Below are 18,507 nucleotides of genomic sequence, written 5' to 3'. Positions count from 1 at the left end.
GCTCCCCCACTCCCACGCTGACTCAAAGCCAAATTGACAAGCAGGTAACTTATCTGGAATAGAGAAAATTATCTCGTCTGTGATTTCTTCTGGGAGTTGGCGACAAAAATCTAAGGCTTGTTCTAGGGTTTCGGAACCAAACCAGCTAATGGGGGCAATTTCTCCCCAACCGAGTTTACCTGATTCATCGGTGAGACGGAGAATAATACCTTCACGAATATCCCACTTACCGTGATTGGTGGTAAGCGATCGCAAAAATCTTCGCTGATATGGACGAAATTTAAATTGATAACGCATCAATTAATAATTGCTAAAGCATAAATCCCAGCCCGAACAGCAAGCAAGTCCAAAAATGCACGGCTACGGCGATAAATTTACAGTTGCTAACTTTGTCTGGCTGGTTGTGATTTTCTTGGACGTGGCGACATAATTTGACGGCAAAGGGTAAACTCACCCAACTCAGTAATGTCCAAGCTGGAGAAATTCCCAACAGCACAAACAGCAAGGTGAGGGGATAAATGCTACCAGTAAACCAAACAAGCAGTTGGGCCCCTTTTTGAGTTCCCAGACGGACGATAGGCGATCGCTTACCTGCGGCTATGTCATCCTTAACTTGGTGAAAATGTGAGCAAAACAAAATTAAGGTTGTGGCAATCCCAACAATCACTGAAACTGCTAAACTTGTCATTGACCAAGTTTGAGTTTGGCTGTAATAGGCTGCCTCCACTGCTAAAGGGCCAAAGGCAAAAAAGCAAAGAATCTCGCCTAAACCCTGATATCCTAAGCGAAAGGGAGGCCCTTGGTACATATAGCCCAAACCACAGCATAGTAGAATGATGGCGATGACAGTTAGGTCTTGTTGCCAAAATGCGATCGCTACTATGCCCAGCAACCCCAAACCTAAACACAAATTTCCTATCCAAAATATTAATGGCTTATTGCTAGTTAAATTCACCAGAGAATGGTGCTTATTTTGATCGATACCTGTTTCGGAATCAAAGACATCATTACTGATATTTTCCCAGGCAAGAATTAAAATTGCCGCAGCTACAAAAGTAGAAAATACTGCACCATTGAACATTTTAGTTTCGGCAAATGCGACTGCCGTTCCTACCCAAATAGGCATAATGGCAACGCTGTACATTGGCGGTTTAATCGCTGCCATCCATAACTTCGTGTTTGGATATAAAATTTGCTTGGTAGTCATCAGTTGTGATTAATTAAATTACCGGAATATTACTCACACTTTAGATTTTATGATTTAAAGAGACGCTAGATATGGGTGATATACAAACAATTGTCACTTTTACTATGGCTTGTTAACAAAAGTGTTGTTAACACTCACTCTCACATTGCATTCTTAGGCTAAAACTGTCTTATCATGGTCTAGGAACACCATGAACAAAGCAAATCCTACGCTGGTGAAATGGCAACTTAATATGTTACCTGTAAAAATACGACCACGATTAATTACACTTTAGGAAGTTAACTTAAAAAAAATTTACTATAGATCCATGACAGTTTCACCATGTCGTAGCAACTTGTTTGTAGAGCGCAAAGATTTATATCAATTTCTACTATCAGTCCAAGAAAAGTGCCTCCAAAATAATGGCAAGCAAATTGTCAGTATCTCTCAAGAGATCGATTTAGTTGATCCTTTACTTGTATTGGATCAACTTACACAAGCAAATGAAATAAATTTTTACTTTGAGGACAGAGCTAAAGGGGAAGCGATCGCAGCAATTGATTCTGTAGCAAAATTACAGATTGATGGTGCAGATCGTTTTACTCAAGCTGAATATTTTATCAAATCTTGTCTAAAAAATATAATTAATTTTGGTAACGCTAATCAACCTTTTTCTGGGCCTCACTTTTTTTCTTATTTCAGCTTTTTTGATAAAAATGCCCAGGTAGATTATCCATTTCCATCCGCTACCATTTTTCTTCCACGTTGGCAAGTAGCTGTGAAAAATCAGCGTTGTATATTAGTAACAAATATAATTATTAATGAAAATGCAAATATTCAAAGGTTGTTGGAGAATCTGCAACATAAAATTGAATTTATCCAATCTTTAGAATATTACTCTGCTAATATTGATTGCTTCCCAGCAACCTTTTATAAAAAATCTGTCACAAATGCTACTCAATTTAAACGTTCAGTAGTATCTGCTTTAGAAAAAATTCGGTCTAGTCATTTAAGCAAAATTGTATTAGCAGATATATTAGATGTAAAGTCAAGCAACCACTTTAGCCTAGTTAAATCATTAAATAATCTTAGACAAAATCATCCCAATTGTTATATTTTTTCTACAAGTAATGGAAAAGGACAAAATTTTATTGGTGCAAGTCCAGAAAGATTAATTAGTATTAATAATCAACAGTTAATCACTGATGCTTTAGCTGGTTCTGCACCACGAGGTAAAACCCCTGCTGAAGATGCAGCTAATGCCAATCGCTTACTAAATAGTGAAAAAGAAAAGCATGAACATTCACTAGTACTTAATTTTATAACTCAACGTCTATCTCAGCTAGGTTTATCACCTCAGATATTAGCACCCCGCCTACGACAATTATCTAACATCCAGCATTTATGGACACCTATAAGTGCGATAGTTCCTACTAACATCCATCCATTAAAGATTGTCGGACAATTGCATCCTACACCAGCCGTTGCGGGTGCATCACAAGATGTAGCTTGTGCCGAAATTCGTCGTTACGAAAGCTTTGAGAGAGGTTTATACGCTGCACCTCTAGGTTGGATAGATTCTCAGGGTAACTGTGAGTTTATTGTGGGAATTCGTTCAGCATTGATTGATGGCGATCGCGCGAGATTGTATGCTGGTGCTGGTATAGTTGCGGGATCTGATCCTGACAAGGAGTTTGCAGAGGTGCAACTTAAACTTCAGGCGTTACTGAAAGCGTTAGTTTAAAATTAATTACTAATCTTGTATGCCAGCTAAAGATGTTCATCATAATACCGATAATCATAAAAACTAAGTAGAATTATTTATATAGAAAGCCTCCTTTCTGAAAAGAAAGAAGGCTTTAATCGTACTTAAAACTCGCCAAATACAATTCAAAATGATTTTGTTTTGCACTTATTGCAGAGTTAAAAACTCATCTAAAAATCCTGATGAGTAAAAGCTTTAGCATTTGTGCCAGTGTAATTAGCAACAATATGTCCATCACCAGTCATTTGATATTTATATGTCACCAATCCTTCTAAACCAACGGGGCCACGGGGAGGCATTTGTTGCGTGCTAATTCCTACTTCTGCACCGAAACCATAACGGAAGCCATCAGCAAAGCGGGTAGAACAATTGTGGAATATATTGGCTGAATTTACTAGTCCAAAGAAAGTTTCAACAGATGTTGAATCTTCAGTAATAATCGCATCGGTATGACGAGAACCATATTCGTTAATATGTGCGATCGCATCTTCTATAGAGTCTACAATCTTGATCGACAAAATATAATCGCTATATTCTGTTTCCCAGTCTACCTCTGTTGCAGTTACAATGTTAGGCAAAATTTTCAAAGTGCGTTTATCACCTCTCAATTCTACGTGGCGTTCTTGCAAAGCATCAGCAACCTTTGGTAAAAATTCTGTAGCAATTGATTGGTGGACTAGCAAAGTTTCAATGGCATTACAAACAGCAGGATATTGCGCTTTGGCATCTACTGTAATCGGAACTGCTTTAGAAATATCAGCAGATTTATCTATATAAAGATGACAAATCCCATCGGCGTGACCTAGTACCGGAATACGTGTATTTTCCTGTACAAATCTGACAAATGAATTAGAACCTCTAGGGATAATTAAATCCACATATTTATCTAATTTCAAAAGTTCTAAAGTTTCTTCTCTAGTTGTCAGCAACTGTACCGCATCTGGGTTAACAGCAGTTTGAGATAATCCCTGTTTAATTGCCTTAACTATCGCTTCGCAAGAACGGACAGCTTCTTTTCCACATTTGAGGATTACACCATTTCCTGATTTGATTGCTAAGGAAGCAATTTGAATCGCCGCCTCTGGACGTGCTTCAAAAATAATCCCCAAAACACCTAAAGAACAAGTAATTCGTTTGAGAATTAAGCCAGTGTCAAGTTCGCGGTGAATCTGGACTTTACCAACTGGATCGTCTAGCTTACCGACATCTTGTACCCCAACGATCGCATCTCTTAATTTATGTTCATCCAACTGCAAGCGCTTATAAAGCGGTTTAGGAATTCCTTCGGCATTAGCAGCTTCACAATCAGCAATATTTGCTTGTAAAATTTCATCCTTAGCTGATTCTAAAGCTTGCGCGATCGCAATAATTGCTTGATTTTTTGCCTCAGTAGAGAGAATCGCCAGTTTACTTGCAGCTTTGCGGGTTTTTTGGGCGATCGTAATTAGGGGAGAACCAATATCAAAAATAGTCATAGCAAAAATCTTTACTTTTTCTTCATCTTATCAATCTGAGTTGATCGTTGCTTATCGTCTTCCCCCAATCGGGTGAACCATCTGGGTAATCAATAATTACTCTGATCGGGTGAAGCAAAACCTGGTTCAAAAAACTTATTCTGTGAGTATGAAACACAAAGACGGCAAAAGTAACAACTTCGCGGTTATATAAATATTTTAAGTATTATTACAGGCATTATTTGAAAGTCTTAAATATGATTTATGCGTACCATAGGCTAGAGAGACATTTATGTTTCTCTGGCCTTTTACTTTAGTAGACAATTTATACTGCTGGCTATGCTTTCGGGTTTGCTACTTCAACAATGTTTACGAGTAGCTACGCCGAACTTTAAGACTAGTGCGTTAAACTTCTTTGCTGCTTTTAACTAGGTTCGCCACTACTTTCACCAACTTATCTGGCTCGATGGGCTTAGATAGATGAACTTCAAATCCAGCTTCCAGAGCCAGGTTGCGTTCTTCATCTCTAGCATAAGCCGTCAGTGCTACAGCCAGAATCTTCTCTCCACGAAGGGCTTCCTGTTCGCGAACTTGGCGAATCAGCGAATAACCATCCTCATCTGGCATTCCGATATCACTGACTAAAATATTTGGTCTTAATCGCATCAACGCTTCCAGGGCTTCACCTACTGAGCTAACCGATGTCACCTGCGCTCCTGACTCTTCAAGAACAAAAGCAATTAACTCACGAGTATCGGTACTATCCTCTACAAGGAGTATTTGCAAGCCATCGAGCGCTAAGAGATGATTGACTTTTACTGGACTTTCTTTAATTAGCTGCTCTGATTGCGGTTTTATTAGAGGTAACAGGACTGTAAATGTCGCTCCCCGTCCTTCCCCTTCACTAACTGCATAAACTGTGCCAGAGTGTATTTCTACTAAGTGGCGTACAATTGCCAGCCCTAGCCCCAAACCACTTTCTACTCTAGTAGTTGTGCTATCAGCTTGACGGAAGCGCTCAAATATATAAGGTAGAAAGTCAGCACCAATTCCCTTACCTGTGTCAGAGACAGAAATCTCAGCATTTGAGTTTACCTGCTTCAGACACACTTCAACTCGGCCCCCGTTGGGTGTGAACTTGACGGCGTTAGAGAGCAAATTCCAGACTACTTGTTGGAGGCGTTCTGCGTCACCCATAACCTCACCTACTGACGAGTCAAGGTTAGACTCAACTTGAATATCTTTAATCTCAGATGTGGGATATATAGCTTCTATTGCCGTGTTAATTACAATTACAAGGTCAACTTTACGGAGATTTAGGCGGATTTTCCCTTGTACAATGCGTGAAATATCGAGGATATCATCAATCAGTTTGCTCTGAAGTTTTGCATTCCGCTCGATTGTCGCCAGCGCCTTAGAAGTAATTGCCTCATCCAATTTTCGATGACAAATTATTTGAACCCAACCCAGCATCGAGTTGAGAGGTGTACGAAGTTCGTGAGAGACAATTGCTAAAAATTCATCCTTAATGCGGTTAGCTTCCTGAGCTTGCCAATAAAGCTGTGCATTTTCAATAGCAGACGCTGCGCGTTGAGCAAGTTCTTCAGCCATTGCTAGGTCTACAGTAGTGTAATAGCGCCCTAATTGTGTAGAGGCAAATACAATTGTCCCTAGCTTGTGTTGACGCACTTGCAATGGCACAACCATATAAGACTTAACTTGCAGTAGATTAAGGGATTCATCGTTCCATGCTTTGCTTTGTAACGAAGACTCAAGAATGTTTGTAACCAGTTCCGGCTTACCAGTCCGTAAAACCTTTGGTAGTCCATAATCTGCATCAACAGAAATTGGATAGCGTTGTCGGAGTTTTCGGACTAGTGCTTCTTTCTGTGGGTCAGATGCAGCGATGACTGGGTTATTGAAAGCTGCCGAATTATTTTCAACGACATCCACAATACACCAATCTGCGAAGGTAGGCACTGCTAATTGGGCGACGCTGGTTAGGGTATTGCGGTAGTCTAAGGAAGATGCTAGTACACGACTTGCTTCAGCCAAAAAATTAGAGCGCCTTTCTGAGGCTTCGGCTGCAATTCGGGCGGCTTGCTCACGCTCAAATAACTGCTCACGCTCCGACTCTAAACGCCTACGCTTGCTAATATCGCGCATTAGCCAGCGCAGAGCAACAGGCTTACCCACCTCATTACGGACGGTAACTACTGTCAAAGCAACATCAAAACAAACTTTTTCCCGTGGTTGCAAACACACTTCCCATTCTCCGCCCCGGTCGAGATGCTGCAACTGAGTTAGGTAATTAAAAAAAGCTTGATGATCTGACTGTCCGATAAAACTAAGCAACGGTTTCCGAATCAAAAATCGCTGTGAGATATTAAGTAAGATAGTAGTGGCGTGGTTAGCTTCAAGGATAGTGCCATAAATATCAGTTACCAAGTAAGCATCAGGCGCAAAATCAAATAATTCTTGATAGCGCTGACGCTCCTTCTCTACTGCAATTCGTGTTGCTTGTAGTTCCTCAGAGGCAATTCTCATTTCTTCTAAAGCGATTTGAAGTTCTGCAAAAGCTTCTGTTGTTAGCTCTTGTTGCGAATACCGCTCACTTGCCGTGCTTTTCAATAATTTCATCACCCGTGAGCGCAATATCTCTATTTGCCGAGTAAAACCTTCTACATTCATGTTGCTCACTTTGCTAAACCTAAAAAGCGCACGTGAGAGAAAAATCAAGCAAGTATGATTCCAACTGTATGCTCAAAGCGGAACTCAAAACTATTGCTCAAAAGATAGAGGTTTGTCTTGCCAAGGCAAATTAGACCAAGTGAATAAAACACAATGTAATTGTCTCAACCTCTTACTACTATGCTAGAATAGGCGGCTAATAAACAAATCTACCTAGGGTGCTGTACAGCTAGAAACATAATAGGTAGATTAAAGTAGATTTTTTTATAGCTTAAGGAGGGCCTGATGGTTACAGCAACAGTACCAGGACAACAGGTCAAAATCGGCCCAACCAAGTTGCTGATTAACAATGAGTGGGTAAATAGTGTCAGCGATGTCTACGACGGGCTACGCCTACGCCGATTTGAAACAATCAACCCAACTACAGGTGAGGTAATCTGTGAAGTCTCAGAAGCAGATACCCCAGATGTGGATAAAGCAGTACAAGCAGCCCGCAACGCTTTCGCTAATGGAGAATGGAGAAAGATATCTGCCACCCGTCGAGGCGAGTTACTTTACAAGTTAGCTGATTTAATTGAGCAAAATCATCGATGAGTTGGCGCAGCTAGAAACTCTCGACAACGGTAAACCATTACAAGATTCATTCGGTGACTTGAGTTTAGTCATTGCCTGCTACCGTTACTATGCAGGCTGGGCTGACAAAGTACAAGGCAAAACTATTCCGATTAACGGGCCATACTTCTGCTACACTCGCCATGAACCTGTGGGTGTCGTTGGTCAAGTTATTCCGTGGAATTTTCCCCTGTTAATGCAGGCTTGGAAGTTAGCACCAGCTTTAGCAACTGGTAATACAGTAGTTCTCAAAACAGCAGAACAAACCATATTCATCCCCCTAAATCTAAAAAAATCTGTTTTAGTGGGATGATGAATGTGATATCTGATCTGGGGTGGGCATCATAAATATGCTTTGCATACAACCTCAAGATAATTCTGATGATAAATGCGATCGCTACTAAATTTCGCCAACTTATAACTGGAAGAAAAAGCCCGACAGGTTACTTTGATAGACATAACCACAAAAACAAAACTAAGCGTTCCATAGCGCTGTATACCTGCATAGGATTAGTAACTGCAATTTTGGCATTGTTGTTAATCGCATCCCCAGGACTGGCCCAAAAACCGCAACCCCAACAATCCTTAAAACTCCAACAACCTTTATTAGTAGCGACACGAGTTATACCGCCCTTTGTGCTATCAAACAAAGGTGAGCTATCAGGATTCAGTATCGACCTCTGGCGCAGTATCGCTACCCAAATAGGTATAGAGTCTAAATTTATTGAATATTCCAGTGTGCCAGAAGTTATTTCTGCTATTAAGGACAACAAAGTCAACTTAGGAATTGCAGCTATCTCGATTACAGCCGAACGCGAGCAAAATTTTGATTTTTCATTACCCATTTTTGCTGGTGGGCTGCAAATTATGGTACGCAACCTAGAGAGTAAAAACAGTGCTTTTCCAAATATTTTGCAATTGTTTTTCTCTACTAGTCTTTTGCAGGTAATAGGCATTGCCCTAGTGCTAATTGTTGTAGCAGCCCACATTATTTGGCTATCCGAACGCAATCACAAAGAAGGGATGATTTCTGAATCATACTTTCCTGGTATTTTTAAAGCTTGTTGGTGGGCAGCAGCCACATTAGCGACTCAAGCCGATGAAATGCCCAAAGGAGTGCTGGGACGTTTTATAGCTATAGTCTGGATGTTTATCGGAGTCCTTTTTGTCGCCTACTTTACAGCCAGTGCGACTACTTCATTAACAGTGCAGCAACTTCAGGGCGATATCAGGAGTATAGACGATTTACCTGGTAAGGTAGTGGCTACAACTGCGGGCAGCACAGCGGCGACATACTTGCAAGAACATCATATTTCAGTTTTAGAAGTCCCCAAAATTGAGGAAGCTTACAAAGCTCTGCAAACAAAAAAAGCTGATGCTGTGGTGTTTGATGCACCTGTACTCCTCTTTTATGCTGCCAATGAAGGCAAAGGGAAGGTAGAGATTGTTGGCAGTATCTTGCGTGAAGAAAGCTACGGAATCATTCTGCCTAATAGCAGTCCCTACCGCAAACCAATTAATCAGGCTCTGCTGAATCTTAAAGAAAATGGCACTTATCAATCGCTATATGATAAGTGGTTCGATCCTAAAAATTCTTAAACTTTGCTAGAAAATTAGAGTTATCGGGACTAGGACGTGTTTTCTAAGTCTTAGCTCCCCTCAAACTCCCCGATAAATTGGGGGGCAAAAACCTCTCAAAGACAAACATACAATGATTTTAAGTAAGGCAATGTGCAACTTATTTTTAGAACCCCTCTCCGAACCTCTCTCCCTGTGGACTAAGGTGTACATACATCTTTCTAGAAAACCAAAATCGTTGTAGATCCCCCTAAATCCCCCTTAAAAAGGGGGACTTTGAGAGGTTTTTGCCCCCTTTTTTAAGGGGGTTGGGGGGATCAAAAGCTTGTGGGACAACTTTAAAAGACTTGTGTGTACACCGTAGCCCTGTGGGGGAGAGGCTTTGATTCTTGCTCCTATAACAGCATTGGCTATGCCTCTATTTTTTTACCTCAATACTAAGCACATAAAATTTATGTCTTGCTAACATTAAGCTTTTCTAATATTATTTTAGGGCTGGTGATATGTAACTCTGCTAAAACTTCATCAAAAATAGGACTTACGCAAAATACCCTGCGGGTACTTCGTTGGAGAACTCGTAGAGTAGCCGCTCTGCTCCTACAGGAATTGCCCTTATCAAAGAATGAGGGTTTTGACTATTGTTTGCGTAAGTTTTAAAAAAATTACAAAACGTTTGTAGTGAGCGATAAATCACTAAATTTTAAAAGCTTTAGCCCTGACTACAAACCACTAGTTCATATTTGCAATTGAAGTCTATTTTGACAAAATAGGGAAACAATCATGCTACCAAGTAATAGAGGAAACTTTCAAAAATACAAACTAAAATTTGTTAATTTTGAAATTCCACCTGCGCTTAAATCTGTCAATTTTTCTTGTTTTGTTATCGGAGAAAGTTTATCTTTTTTTGGGTCTTGGATGACTCAAATTGCTTTGGTATGGCTAGTTTATCAATTAACTAATTCGGCTGTATTAGTTGGTGTTGCTGGATTTACAAATCAAGCTATGGGTTTGATTATTACCCCTTTGGTAGGAGTATTACTAGATCGCTGGAATTTACGATATGTTCTACTAGCTACTCAGCTAGTATCGATTATGCTATCTTCTACCCTGACCTTTTTAACTCTTAGCAACAACATCAATGTTGCATGGATTATTGTTATTGGCACACTTCAGGGAATAGTAAAAGCTTTTGATTTACCAGCACGTCAGGTAATTATTCCCAGACTTTTGGATCAAAAATCAGATACTTATAGTGCGATGGCTTCGCATTCATTCTTGATTAATACAGCAAAGTTTGTTAGTCCCATGATTGGGGGTTTCCTGATTGCTCGATCTGGTGCGGCTTCTTGTTTTTTAGTAGATAGTATTAGCTATTTACCCTTTATATCTGCAATTTTCACTATCAAGGTAAACCCAATTATCAACAATTCATCAACTCAAAAACCCCAAATTTGGAAAAATCTCAAAGAAGGCTTTGTTTATGCATACGATTTTTTACCCATTAAACATTTATTGATATTACAAATTGTTATTTGCTTTATGGGGATGACCCATGTGAATTTAATCCCGATTTTTGCTCAAGAAATTTTGAAGGGGAACGCTGAAACTATGGGTTTTTTGATGACAGCTTCGGCTCTTGGTTCTATAGTTTCAGGTATTTATCTCATCTCCAGAAAAAATATCATCGGATTAGGAAGGGTTATAGCAACTTCTGCCGCGATTCTTGGTTTAGGTTTAATCGTATTTTCTCAATCAACAAATTTAGAGTTTTGTCTAATATTTATGTTTGTTATAGGCATGAATAATACTCTCACTCTGGCTTCTCTTAATAACTTTATGCAATCCATTCTTCTTGATGAAGATAAAAGAGGTAGAGTAACTAGCATCTTTACAACTGGTTTTTTAGGAATCCTGCCTTTTGGCAATTTGTTTTTTGGAGTATTCGCAGGTCATCTTGGTGTTACCAATGCTTTATTATTTGGCGGTATTTGTTGCATTATAGGAGCATATTTCTTTAGTAGACAACTACCGAAAATAAGAAAGGTTTTGTATCCAATTTATGCAGAGTTGGGCTTACTTCCACAGTCAAATAAAGGCTAAATGTAGTTGGGATAGCAGCGATCGCGCCTCTGATACTTCATCAAAACTCAGCGTGTCGCGTTTCTCCTCAGCATCAAGCATAGAAGACAACACTGTGCGTGTGTTCCTATAAGGCTTTCACGCTATTGCTAAATTTCTTGTAAAAACTCTTGATTTTCATTACCGATTGTGAGAAAGTCTGATTTAACATCCACAAAATACTGTAAGTCGATAGGTTTATCGTATTTTGGTGGTTTAATTAGAAGTAAGCGGTGGTTTTAGCTGTGCTTTAACCCCGAAAAGCTGCTATCAGAGTGATTACAAGTACAGAAGTATAACAGCCATCTGATGAAGGCATCATACCAGGACTGAATGTCTATATGACTTTCAGGAGAATCATCTTCCATGCAAATTACCTTCCAGTAGAGTAACCACAGATTTCATCCCAAATCTGGTGAAATTGCCCTGCTTCTCTGGAGTTGGGTGTCTTATGTAGGCTAGTAGTCTGCCAACCCAAAAATGCTGCGTGATGTCTGGGGAAAGGGGAAGGTGGGGCCCCCACGAAGTGGGGATAAGGGGCAGGGGTAAGGGATTTGAAACCTTTCCCCCTTCCCCTTTACCCTTTACCCCGCCAAGTTCACTTGGCGAACTACTAGTTGTTCTAGCTTTCAGATGCTCATGTATTCACTCATGACTATATTTTTGCCAGTGGAGAACATCTCATGCAAGTAGATCCTAATTCTCATCAAGGTTCCGAGCAAGATACTCAGGCTAATAGCGAAATAGAGAAACTGAAACAACCCCGTGTAAATAGCAAACGTTTTTTTGGTAGTCACGCCAGCAGACGCTCGTTTCTCGGCCGCGCTGGTTTATTTAGTGCTGCTAGCGTTGTTGCAGGAGTTTTCGGTTCACCTTTCTCCTCCAAGAAAGCAGGAGATGTTGTACAAGCTCAAGATATTAACAGGCGGTATAATCGACCATTCAACTACAACAGTTTTGTTGATAAAGCCTATCGAGTCCGTGTTGAAGCAGCCAGAGTTGAACGAAGTATTCCCATTCCGCCGCATCCGACTAACGGCGATGAGGAGCGTTATGCCAACAAAATCGGCTCTGACAGTAGGGGATTACCACACAATGGACTTGGCGAAGTTAAGTTGGAAGCTTACAACTCTTTGACCAAAGCACTGACAACCCAAAATCCAAATGATTATGAAAATATCATCTTGGGTGGCGGCAGAAAGCTGGTCAATCCTCAAGGCCCCCTGGCAATTAGTCTAGAAGGAATCAATGCAGCGCAGATAGCAGTGCCACCACCACCGGCTCTAGCTAGTGCAGAACGCGCTGCTGAAGCAGTTGAACTCTACTGGCAAGCTTTACTTCGAGATGTACCTCTTTCTAAGCTCCAAAACAATACTGACAACCCAAAAGTCTTAGCAGCCGTCGAAGACCTCAATAAGCTTTCAGCCTTCCGAGGGCCAAAACAAAATGGCCGTGTCACCCCTCAGACTCTATTTCGTGGTAGCGTCAACTACGTCAATATTTACACTTCAGGTATAACTACAAAATATGTTATTCCCCCAGGGGTACTAGATGGCCCTTACATCTCACAATTTTTGTTGCGGACTATTCCTTGGGGAACTCAGTCTGTTTCACCACTGATTCGTACTGCTCTTCCTGGTAATGATTTTCTACTCGATTTCCAGGAATGGTTGACTATTCAGAATGGAGGTAATTCCGGGAAGTCTATTAAATACGACCCCAAAAACCGTTACATAGCTACAGTTCGGGATTTAGGTGAGTATGCCCATATTGGCGGCCCTACATACCTTGGAGCCTCTTTGATTCTTGGTAGCATCGGTACACCTTTGAATCCGGGCAATCCCTACGTCAGATCGAATACTCAAGTTGGTTCTAATGCAACCTTTGCAGCAGGACATTTACAAGCCTTGCTTAACTTGGGTAGTTCACGTGTGATTAGAGCGTCATACTGGCAGAAGTATTATTTACACCGTATTTTGCGCCCGGAAGCTTACGGTGGGCTAGTCTACAACAACATTGTCAATAAAACCCAATATCCGATTAATTCTGAGGTCTTTAATTCCAAAGCCTTGGCTCAGACCTTTAGCACCTTCGGCACTTATCTATTGCCCCAAGCATATCCAGAAGGATCGCCAACCCATTCTTCGTATACAGGTGGTGCGGCTGCTAATGCTGGCGTTAATGTCACACTATTGAAAGCATTTTTTGATGAAAACTTTGTTATCCCCGATCCAGTAGTGCCCGATCCCAACGATCCCACAAAAGTAATTCCTTATAGTGGCCCACCCCTAACTGTGGGTGGAGAGTTGAATAAACTGGCAACTAACTATGCTATTGGTCGCGGTCACGGTGGTATTCATTGGCGTTCGGATGGTTCAGCTAGTTTGGCTTTGGGAGAAGAGGTTGCTATTAGCCTTCTCAGGGATGAGAGACTGGGTTACAACGAAATATTCAATGGTTTCACCTTCACAAAATTTGACGGTTCAAAAGTCACAGTCTAAACAGATTTTCGGTATTTAGTGATTTCAAAACTTTTGTAGAGACGTGAAATTGCACTGGGCTACGTTAATGTACCGTCATTCTTTCGCGTCTCTATACCAAGATTCATGTATCTAATCAGTAACGCCTGATTTTTATCACAAATGTTAAATTTAATACGTAATAACTTACTTAGAATAGAGAATCAATAATTACTCTGGGTTATGGCGTTAAAAAACAGTACAAGCCCTGTACGCTGGAAATTCTACCCTCTCTAGTGCCAGAGTTAAGCTAGTACGCATCTAAATTGCACATTTTTTCGTTAAAACTGTCATTTATCATTAGTTATTGATAAAAGACAACTGATAAATGACTAATGATAAAGGACGAATTTCACGAATAAATAAGCAATTAAAGTGCGTAACAGCCTAGCAATAATTGCAGTTTGCTCCAGACGCTTAGTATGACAAAGGCATTCCCAAGCATAGCAAGGCGCTTGAAAAGTACAGGAATCAAGTTGTTGAAGATGGGAACCTTCCTAATAACCCGTTTTATTGCAAGCTGGAAACGCTACTTTCTGGGTGACACTGTTGATGTCCGCCCCTCCACGTCTCCTTCCTCTGATGTCCGCCCCACCTTAGCTGGTCCAGTCCTCAGCTTAGGTGGGGGTGGCCCCGATGTTGATGATGCTATTCAGTGGATGATTAACCAAGTTAGGGGAGGTACTAACACCGCAACCAAGGTTAATGTTGTAGTTCTCCGCACGAATGGTAATCACGATTACAATCGGCTAATTTCTGCCATGAAGGGCGTAAACTCTGTGGAAACTCTTCTGATTCGCAATAGACAAGAAGCAAACAAAGTTGAAATTTATGAAAAAGTCAGAAATGCTGATGTGATTTTTTTTGCTGGCGGCGACCAATGTCAGTACATCCGCAATTGGAAAGATACCAAGCTTGAGGCTGCTGTTAAGTCAGTTTACCTGAAGGGAGGTGGTGTTGGTGGCACTAGTGCGGGTGCGATGATCCAAAGTGATTGTGTCTATGATGCTTGCGCTTCTTCAGAAAAAGGCATTGAAACTAGAGACGCACTTGAAGATCCTTACCGCGATATCACCTTTACCTACAACTTTTTCAATTGGAGTAATTTAAAAGGAACTATCGTAGATACGCACTTCGATAGGCGGGAAAGAATGGGTCGAATTATGGCTTTCATTGCCCGTCAAATTAAGGACGGTGTATCTAGCAGTGTTTTAGGCATAGCGGTTAGCGAAAGTACATCGGTTCTTGTGGATAAAAACGGTTTGGTGAAAGTTATGGGTAGGGGTGCGGCGTACTTTGTACTTGGTAATCACATACCGGAAGTATGCGAACCCCGAACGCCTTTGACCTTTTCTAATTACAAAATTTGGAGAGTTCGCAGCGGCGACACCTTTAACTTAAGAAACAGACCAACCTCTGGGTACTATCTCAGGAGTGTCAAAAGGGGACGGATTGATTCAAATCCATATTGAGTGGGGAGTTAGAAGTTAGGAGTTGAAAGTTATGGCTTTTCACGTCTTTTCATCTCTTTTACACTAGGTTTGTCTGCTTGTATTGATTAATGCTGCTGTGAAACCAGGGTCAGCAGTATTGACTTTAACCGGGGTATCTTTAAGTTCAGCAGCCAACATAACTGCGATCGCATTCACTGCTGTCTTGGATGAGTTATAGGCAAGAAGCTTAAAATTAGCGAACTCATAATTTTGATCGGAGTTCTAAGTCAGAGAACCTAAACCACTTGATAAATTTACTATTCGCCCTGCTGTTGACTTCTTCAAAGATGGCAGCAGGGCTTTTGTAACTGCAAACACTCCAAATACATTGGTTTCAACTGGCAACTTTTACTATCTTTAAGCAGGTTTAGTGTATATGTAGTGTGTATCAATACAGTATTTAGGATTTAGTAATCCTACAGAAGTAGTGATTGACTGTCGTGTATCTACTAGTAGTGATTCACACCGCAGATAGCGGTTGAGAAAATATTTGCGGCTTACACTAGCAATTGACTCAAAAATCATTGAATCAGATAGATATGCAAACTAAACAACTTGGCAATTCGGAGCTTTACATTACCCCAATTGGCTTTGGTGCTTGGGCGATTGGTGGAGGTGGCTGGGCTTTTGGTTGGGGAGCGCAAGACGATCAAGAATCAATTGAAGCGATCGCTCGTGCTCTCGATCTCGGCGTTAATTGGATTGACACCGCAGCTATTTATGGTCTGGGACATTCGGAGGAAGTTGTTGCTAAGGCGCTCAAGGGTCGATCTAATCGCCCTTACATTTTTACTAAATGCTCAATGATTTGGGATGAAAAGGGCGAAATTGGTCGTAGCCTGAAGGCGGATTCTGTACGGCGCGAAGTTGAAGCTAGTTTGCGCCGACTGGATATTGAAACCATTGACCTCTATCAAATCCACTGGCCTAACCCTGTCACAGAAATTGAAGAAGGCTGGACGACTCTCGCCAAGCTTAAGGATGAAGGGAAGGTTCGCTATATCGGGGTTTCAAATTTCAATGTCGAACAGTTGAAGCGTATCCAGGAGATTGCACCAGTTACCTCATTGCAACCGCCTTATTCATTGGTTAAGCGCGATGTTGAAAACGAGATTCTGCCTTTTTGTAAGGAAAATAACATTGGTGTAATTGTATATTCACCAATGCAATCTGGCTTGCTTACAGGAAAGATGACATCTGAGCGAGTTGCCAATTTACCAGATGATGATTGGCGTAAGAAGAGTGATGAGTTTAAGGAACCACGTCTATCTCGTAACCTGAAGTTGGTGGAGGTGTTGCAGCACATTGGTGAGCAACACGATCGCTCCGCCGGAGAGGTAGCGATCGCTTGGACTTTAAACAATCCGGCGGTGACGGCTGCGATCGTTGGCGCACGCAATGGCAAGCAGGTAGAAGGAATTATCGCAGCTGGAGAATTTCGCCTCAATCAGCAGGAGCTAGATCAAATTGCTGCTTTCCTGCGCGAGAATCCATAGAAGAAGGCTGGCGTAAACTTTGAATAGTTGCGATCGCATGTTTGGCCACAATATCAATTTCCTCTTGGGTATTAAACCGTCCAATGCCAAACCGCACTGAGGCATAAGCTAGCTGTTGGGGGTTTCCCAGTGCTGTCAGAACACTGGAGGGTGAAGTATTTGCCGAAGAGCAAGCAGATCCCGAAGAAACCGCCATTACTGGCTGCAATCCTAGCAAAAGTGCGGCTCCATCCACCCCCTCAACACTGATATTCAAGTTTCCCGCCAATCGCTGTTCAGGGTGGCCGTTGAGATGAATTCCTTCAAGTTGGGAAAGCTGTTTCCACAAGCTTTGTCTTAACTGGGTGAGGCGTTGGTTTTCTGTCGCTTGTTCTGCCAAAGCGATTTCTACAGCTTTCCCAAAGCCGACAATTTGCGGTGTATACAATGTCCCAGAACGCATACCCCGTTCATGTCCGCCGCCGTGTTGCTGGGGAGCCAGTTGCACTCTGGGATCGCGCCTGCGGACGTATAGCGCCCCAATCCCCTTTGGCCCAAATACTTTGTGTGCTGTTAGCGACATCAAATCAATTTTCATCTTTTGCACATCAAGAGGAGTTTTACCAATAGCTTGGGCTGCATCGGTGTGGAAAATGATGTTGTAAGCATGGCATAGTTCCCCAATTTCGGCTATTGGCTGTAAAACGCCAATTTCGTTATTTGCAGCCATCACCGAAACCAAAATTGTCTCAGGACGGAAAGCTTTGTTTAACTCATTTAAATCAATCAGTCCATCTTTTTTAACTGGGAGAATAGTAATTTCAAAACCGAGAGTTTTTAAATAATTACAAGGGTCAAGAACTGCATTATGTTCAGTGGCGACAGTAATAATATGCTGACCTTTTTTAAAATAAGCTTCGGCAACACCTTTAATAGCTAAATTATTAGCTTCTGTTGCACCACTTGTAAAAACAATCTCTTCGGGAGTGGCATTAATTGCTGCTGCTAAAATCTCTCGTGTTTGTTTGACAGCAGCTTCTGATTCCCAACCATAAACATGACCAATACTCGCTGCGTTGCCAAACTTTTCTGTGAAGTAAGGGATCATTGCCGCTAATACCCGTTCATCTACGGGTGTAGTAGCGTGGCAATCAAGGTATATAGGGCGAATAGACATAATTATTAACTCAAACTTTGACTCAAATTTTTTAATATGCTTAGAACCTGATACAGTTCACTTTCTCGTTTCAAAAGTGTAAATTGGTCAGATATAGCATACTTTGCCTGATTTCCTGTAGTAAGTTTCAGGAAAATAAAATCACTCCCATTTGTTACTAATCCAAAAGCAGGTTTGTCTTGACTAGGATTAGAGAGCATATAAACAAGTGCTTGAGGTACAGCTTCTAAAATAGAAAAACTAGACCTTTTCGATTCAATTACTAACAACCAGAATTGTTCTTGAATAATTAAAACATCAATTCTACCTCTTATAATTTCTCCTTCATCTTCCGCAGAAATTTCTATTGAATGCTCACCTCTTATCCCTCTTCTGTCACTCTCCGGGATGAGCAAGTAGTAACTAAGTGAAATTATCCAGAAGCATAACAGGGTTTAAA

12 protein-coding genes and 3 pseudogenes are annotated in these 18,507 nt (G+C 41.1%); 8 read left to right on the top strand and 7 right to left on the bottom strand.

The genetic code is table 11. The features are described from left to right. Window positions 1-297 (bottom strand): annotated as a pseudogene (locus tag G1O98_RS28515) (o-succinylbenzoate synthase); the annotation flags it as partial. A 13-nt stretch (window positions 298-310) separates the two neighbouring features. Then, a complete protein-coding gene (gene menA, locus G1O98_RS28510) occupies window positions 311-1,207 on the bottom strand; it encodes a 2-carboxy-1,4-naphthoquinone phytyltransferase (protein ID WP_163935189.1) in 897 nt (298 codons plus the stop codon). A 307-nt stretch (window positions 1,208-1,514) separates the two neighbouring features. Between menA and G1O98_RS28505 the strand changes: the two genes are divergently transcribed. Continuing rightward, on the top strand, window positions 1,515-2,930 hold the full coding sequence (locus G1O98_RS28505; protein ID WP_163935186.1) for an isochorismate synthase: 1,416 nt from the start codon (window positions 1,515-1,517) through the stop codon (window positions 2,928-2,930). Window positions 2,931-3,121: 191 nt separating this feature from the next. Here G1O98_RS28505 and G1O98_RS28500 read toward each other — a convergent pair whose 3' ends face one another. Both G1O98_RS28500 and G1O98_RS28495 read right to left on the bottom strand, forming a co-directional pair. Continuing rightward, window positions 3,122-4,426, bottom strand: a complete 1,305-nt coding sequence (locus G1O98_RS28500; protein ID WP_163935183.1) for a glutamate-5-semialdehyde dehydrogenase — start codon at window positions 4,424-4,426, stop codon at window positions 3,122-3,124. Window positions 4,427-4,810: 384 nt separating this feature from the next. Beyond that, window positions 4,811-7,096, bottom strand: a complete 2,286-nt coding sequence (locus G1O98_RS28495) for an ATP-binding protein (RefSeq protein ID WP_163935194.1) — start codon at window positions 7,094-7,096, stop codon at window positions 4,811-4,813. Window positions 7,097-7,381: 285 nt separating this feature from the next. On the opposite strand from G1O98_RS28495, the gene G1O98_RS40905 reads away from it, so the two are divergent. From G1O98_RS40905 to G1O98_RS28470, 6 genes are all read left to right on the top strand, one after another. Next, window positions 7,382-7,690 (top strand): aldehyde dehydrogenase family protein, encoded by a 309-nt coding sequence (locus G1O98_RS40905; protein ID WP_265578529.1) that lies wholly within the window; start codon window positions 7,382-7,384, stop codon window positions 7,688-7,690. Beyond that, window positions 7,671-8,021, top strand: a complete 351-nt coding sequence (locus G1O98_RS40900; protein ID WP_275941808.1) for an aldehyde dehydrogenase family protein — start codon at window positions 7,671-7,673, stop codon at window positions 8,019-8,021. The genes G1O98_RS40905 and G1O98_RS40900 overlap by 20 nt, the downstream gene beginning before the upstream one ends. Window positions 8,022-8,089: 68 nt before the next feature. Next, on the top strand, window positions 8,090-9,307 hold the full coding sequence (locus tag G1O98_RS28485; RefSeq protein ID WP_163935181.1) for a transporter substrate-binding domain-containing protein: 1,218 nt from the start codon (window positions 8,090-8,092) through the stop codon (window positions 9,305-9,307). A gap of 759 nt (window positions 9,308-10,066) precedes the next feature. After that, entirely contained in the window at window positions 10,067-11,386 is a 1,320-nt protein-coding gene (locus tag G1O98_RS28480) for an MFS transporter (RefSeq protein WP_163935178.1), read from the top strand. 701 nt (window positions 11,387-12,087) lie between these two features. Beyond that, the gene (locus G1O98_RS28475; protein WP_163935175.1) at window positions 12,088-13,905 is read left to right on the top strand and encodes a vanadium-dependent haloperoxidase; all 1,818 of its coding nucleotides are present in this window, start codon (window positions 12,088-12,090) and stop codon (window positions 13,903-13,905) included. 440 nt (window positions 13,906-14,345) lie between these two features. Continuing rightward, the gene (locus G1O98_RS28470; protein WP_175586902.1) at window positions 14,346-15,395 is read left to right on the top strand and encodes a Type 1 glutamine amidotransferase-like domain-containing protein; all 1,050 of its coding nucleotides are present in this window, start codon (window positions 14,346-14,348) and stop codon (window positions 15,393-15,395) included. Window positions 15,396-15,458: 63 nt separating this feature from the next. Here the strand turns inward: G1O98_RS28470 and G1O98_RS40255 are convergent. Continuing rightward, window positions 15,459-15,761, bottom strand: a pseudogene (locus G1O98_RS40255) (SDR family NAD(P)-dependent oxidoreductase). 194 nt (window positions 15,762-15,955) lie between these two features. On the opposite strand from G1O98_RS40255, the gene G1O98_RS28460 reads away from it, so the two are divergent. Then, window positions 15,956-16,912, top strand: a complete 957-nt coding sequence (locus G1O98_RS28460; RefSeq protein ID WP_163935172.1) for an aldo/keto reductase — start codon at window positions 15,956-15,958, stop codon at window positions 16,910-16,912. Here G1O98_RS28460 and G1O98_RS28455 read toward each other — a convergent pair. Together G1O98_RS28455 and G1O98_RS28450 are read right to left on the bottom strand one after the other, a co-directional pair. Continuing rightward, window positions 16,860-18,068 carry an IscS subfamily cysteine desulfurase gene (locus G1O98_RS28455; RefSeq protein ID WP_163935168.1) on the bottom strand — a complete coding sequence of 403 codons (1,209 nt, stop codon included), beginning with the start codon at window positions 18,066-18,068 and terminating at the stop codon, window positions 16,860-16,862. The genes G1O98_RS28460 and G1O98_RS28455 overlap by 53 nt on opposite strands. Before the next feature lie 5 nt (window positions 18,069-18,073). After that, window positions 18,074-18,433, bottom strand: a pseudogene (locus G1O98_RS28450) (type I restriction endonuclease); the annotation flags it as partial. Window positions 18,434-18,507 lie beyond the last annotated feature (74 nt).

It is taken from the genome of Nostoc sp. UIC 10630, assembly GCF_010747425.1.
Taxonomy (GTDB): Bacteria; Cyanobacteriota; Cyanobacteriia; order Cyanobacteriales; family Nostocaceae; genus Nostoc.
This window is presented reverse-complemented; position numbering and strand designations above follow the sequence as displayed.

What these genes read in the sequence shown, in the direction of transcription:
- G1O98_RS28470 (WP_175586902.1), top strand. Translation starts at nt 14,346, where the DNA reads ATGACAAAGGCATTCCCAAGCATAGCAAGGCGCTTGAAAAGTACAGGA.
- G1O98_RS28480 (WP_163935178.1), top strand. Translation starts at nt 10,067, where the DNA reads ATGCTACCAAGTAATAGAGGAAACTTTCAAAAATACAAACTAAAATTT.
- G1O98_RS28500 (WP_163935183.1), bottom strand. Translation starts at nt 4,426, where the DNA reads ATGACTATTTTTGATATTGGTTCTCCCCTAATTACGATCGCCCAAAAA.
- G1O98_RS28485 (WP_163935181.1), top strand. Translation starts at nt 8,090, where the DNA reads ATGATAAATGCGATCGCTACTAAATTTCGCCAACTTATAACTGGAAGA.
- menA (WP_163935189.1), bottom strand. Translation starts at nt 1,207, where the DNA reads ATGACTACCAAGCAAATTTTATATCCAAACACGAAGTTATGGATGGCA.
- G1O98_RS28460 (WP_163935172.1), top strand. Translation starts at nt 15,956, where the DNA reads ATGCAAACTAAACAACTTGGCAATTCGGAGCTTTACATTACCCCAATT.
- G1O98_RS28495 (WP_163935194.1), bottom strand. Translation starts at nt 7,096, where the DNA reads ATGAATGTAGAAGGTTTTACTCGGCAAATAGAGATATTGCGCTCACGG.
- G1O98_RS40905 (WP_265578529.1), top strand. Translation starts at nt 7,382, where the DNA reads ATGGTTACAGCAACAGTACCAGGACAACAGGTCAAAATCGGCCCAACC.
- G1O98_RS28475 (WP_163935175.1), top strand. Translation starts at nt 12,088, where the DNA reads ATGCAAGTAGATCCTAATTCTCATCAAGGTTCCGAGCAAGATACTCAG.
- G1O98_RS28455 (WP_163935168.1), bottom strand. Translation starts at nt 18,068, where the DNA reads ATGTCTATTCGCCCTATATACCTTGATTGCCACGCTACTACACCCGTA.
- G1O98_RS28505 (WP_163935186.1), top strand. Translation starts at nt 1,515, where the DNA reads ATGACAGTTTCACCATGTCGTAGCAACTTGTTTGTAGAGCGCAAAGAT.